The organism is Peptoniphilus sp. SGI.035 (assembly GCF_050315115.1).
Lineage (GTDB): Bacteria > Bacillota > Clostridia > Tissierellales > Peptoniphilaceae > Peptoniphilus_A.
Genome location: NZ_JBNPOJ010000001.1, coordinates 20,444 through 32,909, shown reverse-complemented (window position 1 = coordinate 32,909; position 12,466 = coordinate 20,444). Strand labels below are relative to the sequence as shown.

15 protein-coding genes are annotated in these 12,466 nt (G+C 34.5%); 14 read left to right on the top strand and 1 reads right to left on the bottom strand.

Going from position 1 to position 12,466, the window contains the following annotated elements; all coding sequences use genetic code 11:
* Positions 1-117 precede the first annotated feature (117 nt).
* From ACQRC6_RS00200 to abc-f, 12 genes are all read left to right on the top strand, one after another.
* On the top strand, positions 118-399 hold the full coding sequence (locus ACQRC6_RS00200; RefSeq protein ID WP_176269522.1) for a VRR-NUC domain-containing protein: 282 nt from the start codon (positions 118-120) through the stop codon (positions 397-399).
* A complete protein-coding gene (locus tag ACQRC6_RS00195) occupies positions 400-1,746 on the top strand; it encodes a DEAD/DEAH box helicase (RefSeq protein ID WP_176269523.1) in 1,347 nt (448 codons plus the stop codon). It abuts the gene before it with no gap.
* Positions 1,747-1,838: 92 nt separating this feature from the next.
* Complete coding sequence (locus ACQRC6_RS00190; protein WP_148466062.1) at positions 1,839-2,255, top strand: DUF1492 domain-containing protein; 417 nt, start codon at positions 1,839-1,841, stop codon at positions 2,253-2,255.
* Between the two features lie 690 nt (positions 2,256-2,945).
* Complete coding sequence (locus tag ACQRC6_RS00185; RefSeq protein ID WP_176269524.1) at positions 2,946-3,311, top strand: HNH endonuclease; 366 nt, start codon at positions 2,946-2,948, stop codon at positions 3,309-3,311.
* 44 nt (positions 3,312-3,355) lie between these two features.
* On the top strand, positions 3,356-4,003 hold the full coding sequence (locus ACQRC6_RS00180) for a P27 family phage terminase small subunit (RefSeq protein ID WP_427847203.1): 648 nt from the start codon (positions 3,356-3,358) through the stop codon (positions 4,001-4,003).
* A 9-nt stretch (positions 4,004-4,012) separates the two neighbouring features.
* A complete protein-coding gene (locus ACQRC6_RS00175) occupies positions 4,013-4,795 on the top strand; it encodes an S-adenosylmethionine synthetase N-terminal domain-containing protein (RefSeq protein WP_427847202.1) in 783 nt (260 codons plus the stop codon).
* Positions 4,792-6,039 carry a site-specific DNA-methyltransferase gene (locus tag ACQRC6_RS00170; RefSeq protein ID WP_427847201.1) on the top strand — a complete coding sequence of 416 codons (1,248 nt, stop codon included), beginning with the start codon at positions 4,792-4,794 and terminating at the stop codon, positions 6,037-6,039. The genes ACQRC6_RS00175 and ACQRC6_RS00170 overlap by 4 nt, the downstream gene beginning before the upstream one ends.
* 43 nt (positions 6,040-6,082) lie before the next feature.
* Positions 6,083-6,307 (top strand): DUF4314 domain-containing protein, encoded by a 225-nt coding sequence (locus ACQRC6_RS00165; RefSeq protein WP_176269528.1) that lies wholly within the window; start codon positions 6,083-6,085, stop codon positions 6,305-6,307.
* Positions 6,308-6,393: 86 nt separating this feature from the next.
* Positions 6,394-6,699, top strand: coding sequence for a hypothetical protein (locus ACQRC6_RS00160; RefSeq protein WP_176269529.1), 306 nt, complete (start codon positions 6,394-6,396; stop codon positions 6,697-6,699).
* Between the two features lie 98 nt (positions 6,700-6,797).
* Positions 6,798-7,085 carry a transcriptional regulator gene (locus ACQRC6_RS00155; protein WP_427847200.1) on the top strand — a complete coding sequence of 96 codons (288 nt, stop codon included), beginning with the start codon at positions 6,798-6,800 and terminating at the stop codon, positions 7,083-7,085.
* 98 nt (positions 7,086-7,183) lie between these two features.
* On the top strand, positions 7,184-8,773 hold the full coding sequence (locus ACQRC6_RS00150) for a terminase large subunit (protein ID WP_427847199.1): 1,590 nt from the start codon (positions 7,184-7,186) through the stop codon (positions 8,771-8,773).
* A 116-nt stretch (positions 8,774-8,889) separates the two neighbouring features.
* The gene (gene abc-f / locus ACQRC6_RS00145) at positions 8,890-10,491 is read left to right on the top strand and encodes a ribosomal protection-like ABC-F family protein (protein WP_176269532.1); all 1,602 of its coding nucleotides are present in this window, start codon (positions 8,890-8,892) and stop codon (positions 10,489-10,491) included.
* Between the two features lie 42 nt (positions 10,492-10,533).
* Here abc-f and ACQRC6_RS00140 read toward each other — a convergent pair whose 3' ends face one another.
* Entirely contained in the window at positions 10,534-10,674 is a 141-nt protein-coding gene (locus tag ACQRC6_RS00140; protein WP_427847198.1) for a hypothetical protein, read from the bottom strand.
* 4 nt (positions 10,675-10,678) lie between these two features.
* Between ACQRC6_RS00140 and ACQRC6_RS00135 the strand changes: the two genes are divergently transcribed.
* Positions 10,679-11,791, top strand: a complete 1,113-nt coding sequence (locus ACQRC6_RS00135; protein ID WP_427847197.1) for a phage portal protein — start codon at positions 10,679-10,681, stop codon at positions 11,789-11,791.
* A complete protein-coding gene (locus ACQRC6_RS00130) occupies positions 11,778-12,464 on the top strand; it encodes a head maturation protease, ClpP-related (RefSeq protein ID WP_176270229.1) in 687 nt (228 codons plus the stop codon). Before ACQRC6_RS00135 ends, ACQRC6_RS00130 begins: the two co-directional genes overlap by 14 nt.
* The last annotated feature ends 2 nt before the right edge of the window (positions 12,465-12,466 follow it).

Genomic DNA, 12,466 nt, shown 5'->3' with positions numbered 1-12,466 from the left:
GGTCGTGAATGTCATATATATAACTATTATATAGTAAGTAAATTAAATTTTAGTTATATATAAAGGTTATATAATAGAGTTTCACGACTTGCACAATGGCTAAAAATAGAGGTTTATATGTTAGAAAATGAAATAGAAAAAGCCTTAGTCGACAAGGTAAAACCCCATGGTGGTCTTTGTCTTAAATTTACATCTCCTTCAATGACGGGAATACCAGATAGGATAATACTTCTACCTAAAGGAAAGATAGGATTTGTGGAAACAAAAAGACCTGGAGGAGAACCAAGACCAATTCAGAAAAGGAGAATAAGGCAATTTAAAAACTTAGGTTTTAAGGTTTATGTTCTTGACTCAAAAGAAAACATTGATGAAATAATAAAGAGGATTGGAGGTGACTAATTGGAATACACTCCACATAAATATCAAAACTATGCTATTGAATTTATAAAAGAAAATAAAGAATCTGCACTTCTACTAGATATGGGTCTCGGTAAGACAGTCATAAGCTTATCAGCTATAAAAGACTTACTCTTTGATTCTTTTGAAATTTCTAAAGTTCTAATAATAGCACCATTAAGAGTTGCTAGAGATACATGGAAGGAAGAAATAGAAAAATGGTCCCATCTTGATATCTTAAAATATTCAGTGGTCATAGGTAGTGAAAAAGAAAGAATAAAAGCATTAGAAGAACAAGCAGATATTTATTTAATCAATAGGGAAAATGTAGACTGGCTAATAAATAAGAGCGAACTACCCTTCAACTACGATATGATTGTAATTGACGAACTATCCTCTTTTAAGTCTCATAGGTCAAAGAGGTTTAAAGCTTTGATGAAAGTTAGACCAAAGATAAAAAGAATAGTTGGACTTACTGGCACGCCATCTCCCAATAGTTTAATGGACCTATGGGCTGAGTTTAGACTGCTTGATATGGGCCAAAGACTTGGAAGATTTATTGGTAAGTACAGGGAAGTCTACTTCAAACCAGATAAGAGAAATGGACCAATCATATATTCCTACAAGCCACTGCCTTTTGCTGAAGATGCAATCTATGAAAAGATATCAGATATAACAGTTTCTATGAAAGCTGAAGATTACCTAAAAATGCCAAAGAAGATAAACAATGAAGTCTTTGTAAATCTATCAGATAAAGAAAGAGAAATCTATGAGACATTAAAAAAAGACTTGGTTGTTAGCATTAAGGATAAAGATATAGATGCAGTCAATGCTGCAGCCCTTTCTAATAAATTACTGCAAATGGCATCAGGTTCTGTTTATGATGAAGATAAAAATATGATTCATATTCATGATAGAAAGCTTGATGCTTTAGAAGATTTGATAGAAGGTGCAAATGGTAAACCTGTTCTTATTGCTTATTGGTATAAGTCAGATCTAAAAAGAATAAAAGATAGGTTTGATGTAAGAGAACTTAAAACAAGTGAGGACTTTAAAGAATGGAATCAAGGCAACATTCCTGTAGCCATTATCCATCCAGCGTCTGCTGGTCATGGACTTAACCTACAAGCTGGAGGTTCAACACTTATTTGGTTTTCTCTCACTTGGTCCTTAGAACTTTATGAGCAAACCAATGCCAGACTTTATAGGCAAGGTCAGAAAGAAACAGTTGTGATTCATCATATTCTAGCTAAAGGAACTATTGATGAAGATGTGATGAAGGCGTTGGAAAATAAGAATAAAACACAAGCAGCACTTATAGATGCAGTAAAAGCAAATCTAGAGAGTTGATGTCATAGAATGTCACTATCAAAATTTGCTAAGATTAATACAAGAGTAGAGGTTCTATAGAGAACTTACCTCAAAACATATGGAGGTAAGAAATGAACGCAAAAGAATATTTAAAACAAGCTTTTTATTTAGACAAGAGAATCAACAGTAAGCTAGAGCAAGTTGAAAGTTTAAATGCCCTAGCTACAAAAGCTACATCGACCTTATCCGATATGCCTAAGAGTCCTAATAGAGGATCATCAAAACTTGAAGATACTATCGTAAAGATTATAGATCTCCAAGAAGAGATTAATAGGGATATAGATAAGTTGGTAGACTTGAAGAAGGAAATAGCTAATTCGATTTTTGAATTAAAAGATAAAGAGGAACAAACAGTGCTTGAAAAAAGATACCTTTGTTTTAATACTTGGGAGCAGATTGCAGTAGATATGAATTACTCAATTCAGTACTGCTTTAATGTCCATAGAAATGCACTAGGAAAGATTTCTATTCCGATTAAATCTATGTAGTAAAGTTGATAGAATGAGAGTATGTAGTTGTAGTATAGTTAGAATAGCAAAAGAATAATTAAAAGAGCCTTGGAGATTTAATCTTCGAGGCTTTCTTTAGTTTGACGGGCATGTCATATGTCTAGGTGAAAGTCCAACGGAGCGTAGTTATCGACGAATCCAATAGCAACTTGCAAGTTTCACGCCGTGAGGCGTGGGAGAGAGGAAGCAATAGCAAAATCGTGGCCTGACGAACAGGAACAGAATACAAGGCGAGTTAGGAGGATAAGTTGGCTAAAGACAACAAAGTCCAAAAGATAACCGTAACCCTAAAGCGTAAATTCTGCAGGTAAACGAGGAAAGATATATGGCTTAACCCGTGAGGTCTCATAGACGAATAAGTAGTAACAACGAACTATGAGAAGTCAGCAAAATCCATAGTAGCGAGGAAGTTTCTGTAATGGAAATGGAGCGAAGGGAGGAACAATATTTATTGTAATATTTGAAAAGGATGGTCTATGACTTGATGGAATACAAGGAATGACGTATTCAGTCCTCGAGGTTCGGATACAAAAAAGAATAAAGTTAAATAGATACATCAGAAATATATAATATGATACAAGGAAATATTGAACCGCCGTATGCCGAACGGCACGTACGGGTGGTGTGAGAGGGGCTACAGGTTAGCCCCTACTCGATTGGAGTGATAGAGTGCCAAGCAAACCTAAGAGACCATGTTCACATCCAGGTTGTCCTGAATTAGTTGATGGACGATTCTGCAAAGAACATGAGAAAGAATACAACAGAAACTATGAAAAATATAAACGAGATCCTAAAACTCATAAGCGATATGGAAAAGCGTGGAGAGTTATTAGAAAAAGATATGTAGCAGAGCACCCGCTTTGTGAGATGTGTTTAAAAGAAAATAGAATGACAAAGGTAGAGGAAGTACATCACATACTTCCTCTTTCTCGTGGTGGGACTAATGACGAAGACAATCTTATGAGTCTTTGTAAATCTTGTCACTCAAAGATTCATGCTGAGCGTGGAGATAGATTTGGACGAGAAAAGTTTTGAGGGAGGGGGAGTCGTTATCTTAAAAGCTGATTTCCCTACCAACGGTGCCGCCCTCTCACGCACAAAAAAACGGGTTCAAAGGCCCTATTAAAGAAGATGACGAATTAGGAGGTGATACTATCGCTAAAGACGGAACATACAGAGGTGGAAGAAGAGTAAAAGCAGGAGGGAAACCACAGCCTGCTGCTGAAAAAATAGAAAAAGGTAAAAAAGTAGAAATACTAATGAATGATATTCCAACATTCACGCCAGAAGAAATAGATGCTGTTGACTTACCAGATGGAGCAGTTCTTGATGGAACCGATATGCCAACACCTAGTGACTATCTATCAGCAAAGCAAAAGAATGGAATACCGCTTGGTGCTGATGAAATATATAAAGAGACATGGTCTTGGTTAAAACAGAGAAACTGTGAAAACTTAGTAAATCCAAGATTATTAGAATCCTACTCCCAGGCTTTTGCAAGATACATTCAATGTGAAGAGGCAATAAGTCAATTTGGACTATTAGGCAAGCATCCTACAACTGGTGGGGTTATTGCATCTCCATTTGTACAGATGTCTAGCCAGTTTCAAAAGGCAGCTAATCTTTTATGGTACGAGATTTATGACATTGTAAAAGAAAACTGCACGGAAGTTTATGAAGACTATGGAGAAGATATGATGGAAAAATTACTAAGGAGTAGAAAGTAAGGTGATTAAATGTTTGAAAAAGTAAATCCAAAGCACCCTGACAAACAAGCAGATTGTATTGCAGGTGCAATTGTAGATTTAGCATATAAAGAAAAAGATAAACCTAAAATTGCAGTCGAGGTTTTGCTTGGTCATGGTGATTGTCATGTGATTATTGAAACGGACTGCAAGTTAGATGTTGAAGAAATCAAATCAGCTATTAATAGAATAGCAGGAGAAGTAAAAGCCGATGTAAAAATTGTAGAGCAAGACATTCGCTTATCGAACAATCAAAAAGAAAAGATTAGATGTGGGGATAATGGAATATTTAAAGGAGTGCCTACATCAGATGAAGAAAAGAAACTATCTTTAATTGCTCTTGAAATTTATTCTAATTATCCTTACGATGGGAAATACATTCTTGATGGAAATAAACTTATTATTTGCCAGTCAAATGTATCTACAGAAATCTTAAAATCAATTTACCCAAGAACAATCGTAAATCCATTAGGGGATTGGACTGGAGGGTTCAATGTTGATACTGGAGCAACTAATAGAAAAATCGGATCTGACATGGGAAGAGCAGTAACTGGTGGGGGTCTTCATGGTAAAGACCTATCCAAGGCTGATGTATCAGTCAATATTTATGCCCACCTAAAGGCACAAGAGGAAAATAGAGAGATTGAATTATCCTGTGCAATCGGAGATGAAACTATTGATGGTAAACCATATTCTGAAATTGTAGAAATTGCTAGGAACTACATTAATTCTATTGGCGGTTTTGAGGAATTTGCAAAATGGGGGCTAATATGATTACAACAAAAGAAATGAAATTAGTCGATATTGAAAAACTTGTACCCTATGTAAATAATGCAAGAACACACTCACAAGAGCAGATTAACAAACTACGATCATCAATCAGAGAGTTTGGTTTTATCAATCCTGTGATTATTGATAAAGACTACGGAGTTATTGCAGGCCATGGAAGAATTATGGCGGCGAAGCAAGAGGGAATAAAAGAAGTACCTTGTGTCTTTGCAGACCACCTAAATGAGGCACAGAAGAAAGCTTATATCTTAGCTGATAACAGAATGGCGCTTGATGCTGGTTGGGATGAAGAACTACTAAGAGTAGAAATTGAATCCCTAGAAGATTATGGTTTTAATGTAGAACTTACTGGTTTTTCACCAGATGAGTTATCAAGTCTTTTTGACCTTGGTGTAGAGGCTGAAGAAGATGACTTTGATGTTGAAGAAGAACTAAAAAAGCCTACTTTTTCAAAGACTGGAGATATTTGGACTTTAGGTAGTCATAAAGTTATTTGCGGTGATTCTACTCAATGGGAGACTTTTGAAAAGTTATTAAATGATACAAAGGTCAATCTGGTCTGTACCGATGCGCCCTATTTTGTAGATTTGAAAAACAAATCGGGAACAATCAAAAATGACAATCTTAATGATGAGGAAGCCTATGAATTTTTAATGAAGGTCTTCACAAATTTTAAAGAGGCAATGGCCAAAGATGCATCTATTTATGAATTCTATGCAACAATGAAAGCGAGAGTATTCTATGATGCCTTTGAAGATGCAGGTTTTAAAGTTGGTGCAGGACTTATTTGGAAAAAGCCTAGAGCTCCTTTTATGAGGACAGATTGGAAATTTAATATGGAGCCTATTATTTTTGGTTGGAGAAAAGATGGAAAGCATAACTGGTATGGAGATCAAAAACAAACAGCAGTCTTTGAATTCGATGGAATTAAAGATTCAGAAAAAGAAGGATATGGTCATCCATCATCAAAACCAGTACCTCTCATTGCCTACCTAATTAAACAATCTACACAAACGAATGGCTTAGTCCTTGATGGATTTTTAGGAAGTGCATCGACTCTGATTGCTTGTGAAGAACTAAATAGAATTTGTTACGGTGTAGAAATAGAGCCTAAATTTGTTGATGTAGCAGTAAAAAGATATTTGAATTTAGTGGGGAGTGATGAAGAAATAAACTTATTAAGGGATGGAAAAGAGTATAAGTATGAAGATGTTATTAATCTGACTTGATATAAATCAGTATTTGAGTGATATATGTTTATGAGGTGATTAGATGATTTCAAGGGAAATTATACAAAAATTAAAAGAAACTTATCCTGTAGGTACAAGAGTAAAACTAATCCAAATGGAAGATGACCAAGCACCTCCAGCTGGAACTTTAGGCACAGTTTATGGGGTGGATGCCATTGGATCAATCCTAGTAAAATGGGATAATGGTTCAACATTAAATGTAATTTTCAGAGTGGATAGAATAGAAAAAATATCGGATAAAGGTTAAATATAGCCATTATATCCCTTAATTAACTTGACTTATTTTTGACAGTACGGTTATATGTACATACAAAAAAAGATAAGGAGAAAAATATGGCATACAAATACATGAAAACACAGGAAGATTTAAATGAGTTAATCGGCTCTTCAGCAATTACAATGCTTGGACTTTATGAAGGAGAAAATGGAGACTTAGCTTTCCAAGATTATTTAAAAGACTACCTTGAAGATGACACTATTTACATCACAATGGGAAAAACAATTAACGAATTTTACGAAACTAACCTTCCTGAAGATTTAAGAATAGTAAGTTTAAAGTACAACAAGTTAGGAAGACTTCCAATTATAAGGCTTGAGATTGGAGCAAAGTGGTTTGACGACTTTATAGATAATCTTTAAAAAGATTGAAAAATAGCCGATTTATAGGCATAAAAGACTTGACTAATACTCTCCTATACGGGAATATGCATATAACAAAAGCAAAGGAGAGTAAAACCATGAAAAAAGAGCTTTTAGAAAGATTAGAGACAGAAGTTAAAGCTTGCAAAAGATACGCAGAAAGCTCAATAAAAAAATCAAAAGAAGGCAAGATTGGAGCAGCCATTAACCTTTTAGACATAGCAGGAACAGCAAAGAAATGTGCAGACCAAGTTCATGAAGAACTTTGGGGGGTTTCAAAAGGAAATTTAACAGATGAAGAAATTCAACTTTTTGCAGAATCAGAAACACTAGATAGAGAACTTAAGAAAGCTTACAAAGAATTAAACATAGCAAGAAAAAGATAAAAATAAAATTCCAAATAGAGTTTAGGCTCTATTTGTCGTAGTAGAAGTCACAATCAGGTGACTATTTTTTATGCCCATTTTTCAAGGAAGGAGGTCAAATGAAATATAAACCAACAAAATTTATGCTACCTACATCTCACTATGATAAAAACAAAGCAGACTATGCCGTCACCTTTATAGAATGCCTTAAACACACAAAAGGTAGATGGGCAGGTAAAGACTTCAAGCTTATTGACTGGCAAGAAGAAATCATTAGAGACCTGTTTGGAATTGTAAAAGATACAGGATACCGACAATTTAATACAGCCTATATTGAAATACCAAAGAAGATGGGAAAGTCAGAACTTGCAGCTGCTGTAGCACTCCTTCTTACTTGCGGTGATGGAGAAGAAAGAGCAGAAGTTTATGGTTGTGCTGCCGATAGACAGCAAGCAACTATAGTTTTTGATGTTGCAGCTGATATGGTAAGAATGAGTCCAGCACTATCCAAAAGAGTAAAGATTCTAGCATCCCAAAAGAGAATGATATATAAGCCGACCAATTCTTTCTATCAAGTTTTATCTGCAGAGGCTTATTCTAAACACGGATTTAATATTCATGGTGTAGTCTTTGACGAACTTCATACTCAGCCTAATAGAAAATTATTTGATGTTATGACAAAAGGGTCTGGTGATGCGAGAACTCAGCCCTTATATTTCCTCATAACAACTGCTGGGACAGATACCAAATCAATCTGCTACGAGACGCATCAAAAGGCAGTTGATATACTGGAAGGAAGAAAAACGGATCCAACTTTCTATCCTGTAATCTATGGAGCAGACAGAGAAGATGATTGGACAGATGAAAAAGTATGGCATAAAGCAAATCCTTCTCTTGGAATTACAGTTCCTATAGAAAAAGTAAGACAAGCCTGTGAATCGGCTAAACAAAACCCAACTGAAGAAAATGCATTCAGACAATTGAGGTTGAATCAATGGGTCAAACAAGCAATTAGATGGATGCCTATGGAAAAATGGGACTTATGTAATTTTGCTGTTAATGAAGAAGAACTAAAAGGCAGAGTTTGTTATGGGGGTCTTGACCTATCAAGCACAACGGATATTACAGCCTTTGTTTTAGTCTTTCCTCCAATAGATGAAGATGATAAATATCAAATATTACCTTACTTTTGGTTGCCAGAAGATAACCTCGACCTAAGAGTAAAAAGAGACCATGTGAACTACGATCTATGGAAAAAACAGGGCTACATTCAGACAACAGAAGGCAATGTAGTCCACTATGGGTTTATTGAAAAATTTATCGAAGACTTAGGTGAGATATATAACATGCGAGAAATTGCCTTTGACAGGTGGGGAGCAGTTCAGATGGTTCAAAACTTAGAAGGCATGGGTTTTACAGTCGTTCCTTTTGGTCAAGGATTTAAAGACATGTCTCCGCCAACAAAAGAATTAATGAAACTAACTCTCGAAAGAAAAATAGCTCATGGAGGCCATCCAGTTCTTAGATGGATGATGGATAATATTTTTATACGAACAGATCCTGCTGGAAATATAAAGGCAGATAAGGAAAAATCTACAGAGAAAATAGATGGAGTTATTGCTACAATCATGGCACTTGATAGAGCTATAAGGTGTGGAAATGATACAAGTGAATCTGTTTATGATGATAGGGGGTTGATTGTGTTCTAAATAGGGTATATATAATAAAATAGTATTAGGAGGTACAGATAAATGATTAATACAAATAGTTTTCTAAATAACTAAGAGAGGAAAAGAAATCCTCTCAAAAAAGTATAGGAGGATTTATGATATATATAAAAAACTTAATAAAAACTTTGCCAGATAGAAGACTATTTGAAATTGATAGTTTATCAATAGATGAAAATGATAAGATAGCCTTAATAGGTGAGAATGGAACGGGTAAAACTACTCTTTTAAGAATAATATTAGGCTTAGATAAAGACTGTACTGGTCAAGTAAGAGTGGATAGAGAACTGGGTTATTTATTAAATTATGACAGTAAAGTCAAATACTTTTCTGATGAAATCTACTCTAAATCAGAGTTAAGGGCTAATGACAACTACAGTCCAGGCGAAGAACAAAGATTAAAGCTAACAGACCTATTATCAGATAGTTTTAAATTTCTATTAATCGACGAGCCTACATCTCACTTAGACTTAAAGCAAAAGGAAGAACTTATAGGAAAGCTAAACTCCAGAAAAATTGGATACCTTTTAATTTCGCATGATCGTGATTTCATAAATAAAACTTGTAAAAAGATTTTAGAATTAAAGAACGGAAAAATTGAAGAATATAATGGGGACTACAAATTCTATCTTGAAGAAAGAGAGAGAAGACTTAAGTTTAACGAAAAAGAGTATTCAAATTTTATAAAAGAAAAAAGAAGACTTGAAAATTTAGCTAGCAATATAAAAGACCAATCATCAAAAGTAAGAACCACGCCTAAAAGGATGGGAAACTCAGAAGCAAGACTCCATAAGATGGGCGGTCAAGAAAACAAGAAAAAACTAGATAAACAAGTAAAATCTGTAGAGTCCAGAATAAATAAACTAGAAGTAAAAGAAAAACCTAAAGAAGATACAGAAATACAACTATCCATTCCTGATAATAAACGACTACACTCTAAAATTTTGATAAGAGGAGAAAAGCTAAATAAAGAGTTTGGAAATAAGATTTTATTTGAAAAATCAAACTTTCAAATACAAAATAATTCTAAAGTAGCTCTTATAGGAGAAAATGGAAGTGGGAAAACTACACTTTTAAATATGATTCTCTGTAAAGAAAATGTATGGGTGCATCCAAATCTTAAAATAGGTTATTTTAGTCAAATGAGTGATATTTTAGAAGAGGACGCTGATATTCTATCAAATGTATTAAATACGTCTATACATGACGAAACAATGACAAGGATTGTCCTTGCAAGATTAGGATTTAAGACTAATGATGTCTACAAGATTGTAAGTATTTTAAGTGATGGAGAAAAAGCCAAGGTAAAATTGGCTAAAATATTAACATCTGATTTTAACTATCTTATTTTTGATGAACCAACAAACTTTTTAGATATAAATGCTATAGAAAGCTTGGAAAATCTATTGAAATCTTATGATAGACCATTTATATTTGTAAGTCATGATGAGGAGTTTATAAATAACTTAGCAGATACACTTTTAATTATAGAAGATAAAAGAATCAAAAGTTTTAAAGGTAATTTATCACAATACAAAAGTAGAAATAAGAAGACAATAAATGGCAAGGATAGAAATAGTTTATTACTTGATTTTAGAATATCTTCCATAAGTTCTAGACTAGCAATGGAGATACCTAAAGAGGAAAGAAAAAAACTAGAAGATGAATATAATAAACTCATTGAAGAAAGAAAAAAATAAATTTTAGCATCTACAAAAGTAGGTGCTTTTTTCATACCTAATTTAAGGAGGTGGTAATATAAACATTTTAAACTTAATATTTAAGTCAAGAGACAAACCTAAAGACGGGGAGAGGATATCTTCATCGTCTTTTTTATTTGGGAGAACAACAGCAGGCAGGAATGTAAACGAATTTACTGCCATGCAAATGACAGCAGTTTATTCATGCGTGAGAGTTCTTGCTGAAACCTTGGCAGGACTTCCTCTTCATTTATATAAAAGAGGAAATTCAAACTCTAAGGAAAAAGCAAAAGAACACGCTATATATTTTCTTTTACACGATGAACCTAATACTGAGATGACTTCATTTGTATTTAGAGAAACACTAATGACTCATCTTCTACTTTGGGGTAATGCCTATGCTCAGATAATACGCAATGGAAGAAATGAGGTCATTGGACTTTATCCCTTAATGCCAAACAAGATGACCGTTATGAGAAGTGAAGATGGAGAAATCTTTTATAAATACAATCACAAATCAGAAGAAGTTTATCTTTTAAAAGAAGATGTCCTTCATATACCTGGACTTGGTTTTGATGGTCTTATTGGCTACTCACCAATTACCATGGCTAAAAATGCTATAGGTATGACTATGGCTTGTGAAGATTATGGTGCTAGCTTTTTCCAAAATGGAGCACAACCAGGTGGGGTTTTAGAACATCCAGGTATTATCAAAGACCCAGAAAGAGTAAGGGAGTCATGGAACGCAGCCTTTCAGGGGCCTAAAAATGCCAATAAAGTGGCTGTACTTGAAGAAGGGATGAAATACCAACCCATAGCCATAGCACCAAGTGAGGCCCAGTTTTTGGAAACTAGAAAGTTTCAGTTAAATGAGATAGCAAGAATATTTAGAATACCACCTCATATGATTGGTGACTTGGAAAGATCATCATTTTCAAATATAGAACAACAGTCACTTGAGTTTGTTAAATACACCCTTGATCCTTGGATTGTTCGTTGGGAGCAATCCTTAGAAAGAGCACTATTAACAAAGAAAGAAAAAGAATCCTACTTTATTAAATTTAATCTTGATGGACTTCTAAGAGGAGACTATGAATCAAGAATGAATGGATATGCTGTAGGAAGACAGAATGGTTGGATGAGTGCAAATGACATAAGAGAATTAGAAAATTTAGATAGGATATCAGCTGAAGAAGGTGGTGACCTATACCTTGTAAATGGAAATATGCTACCACTTGACAAGGCAGGTAGTTTTTATCAGCGGAAAGGAGAAGAAATAAATCCTAATGAAGAACAATAAAATATTTTGGAATTGGAAAAAGGATTCAAATGAACTCTATATAGATGGAGTAATCGCTGAAGAGTCTTGGTTTGATGATGAAATCACTCCAAGGCTCTTTTTTGAAGAATTAAAAAATAAAAGTGGAGACATAACTGTGTGGATCAACTCCCCTGGTGGAGATTGTATAGCTGCATCACGAATTTACACCATGCTTTTAGAACACAAGGGAAATGTGACCATTAAGATTGATGGGCTTGCAGCATCAGCAGCATCGGTCATTGCTATGGCAGGAACTGAAGTATTGATGAGTCCTACCTCACTAATGATGATTCATAACCCTTTAACTGTGGCAATTGGAGATTCAAAAGAAATGCAAAAAGCTATAGACATGTTAAAGGAAGTAAAGGAATCAATCATCAATGCCTATGAGATTAAGACAGATTTATCCAGAGAAGAGATTTCCAATCTAATGGATGGAGAGACTTGGTTTGATAAGAACAAGGCTATTGAGATGGGCTTTTGTGATGGAACTCTCACTGATAGAAGAAAAGATGAAAAAGTTACGAACATGGTCTTTTCAAGGCGAGCAGTTACAAACTCGCTATTAACAAAGATAAATAAAGAAGTGAAAACTCACTCAATGAGTGAGGTCGAAGGCAGATTAAACAAAATTAAAAACACTTGGAGGTAAAG

Excerpts from the sequence above, each read along its gene's own strand:
- ACQRC6_RS00200 (WP_176269522.1), top strand. The coding sequence starts at position 118 with ATGTTAGAAAATGAAATAGAAAAAGCCTTAGTCGACAAGGTAAAACCC.
- ACQRC6_RS00190 (WP_148466062.1), top strand. The coding sequence starts at position 1,839 with ATGAACGCAAAAGAATATTTAAAACAAGCTTTTTATTTAGACAAGAGA.
- ACQRC6_RS00175 (WP_427847202.1), top strand. The coding sequence starts at position 4,013 with ATGTTTGAAAAAGTAAATCCAAAGCACCCTGACAAACAAGCAGATTGT.
- ACQRC6_RS00170 (WP_427847201.1), top strand. The coding sequence starts at position 4,792 with ATGATTACAACAAAAGAAATGAAATTAGTCGATATTGAAAAACTTGTA.
- ACQRC6_RS00165 (WP_176269528.1), top strand. The coding sequence starts at position 6,083 with ATGATTTCAAGGGAAATTATACAAAAATTAAAAGAAACTTATCCTGTA.
- ACQRC6_RS00160 (WP_176269529.1), top strand. The coding sequence starts at position 6,394 with ATGGCATACAAATACATGAAAACACAGGAAGATTTAAATGAGTTAATC.
- ACQRC6_RS00155 (WP_427847200.1), top strand. The coding sequence starts at position 6,798 with ATGAAAAAAGAGCTTTTAGAAAGATTAGAGACAGAAGTTAAAGCTTGC.
- ACQRC6_RS00150 (WP_427847199.1), top strand. The coding sequence starts at position 7,184 with ATGAAATATAAACCAACAAAATTTATGCTACCTACATCTCACTATGAT.
- abc-f (WP_176269532.1), top strand. The coding sequence starts at position 8,890 with ATGATATATATAAAAAACTTAATAAAAACTTTGCCAGATAGAAGACTA.
- ACQRC6_RS00140 (WP_427847198.1), bottom strand. The coding sequence starts at position 10,674 with ATGGCAGTAAATTCGTTTACATTCCTGCCTGCTGTTGTTCTCCCAAAT.
- ACQRC6_RS00135 (WP_427847197.1), top strand. The coding sequence starts at position 10,679 with ATGACAGCAGTTTATTCATGCGTGAGAGTTCTTGCTGAAACCTTGGCA.
- ACQRC6_RS00130 (WP_176270229.1), top strand. The coding sequence starts at position 11,778 with ATGAAGAACAATAAAATATTTTGGAATTGGAAAAAGGATTCAAATGAA.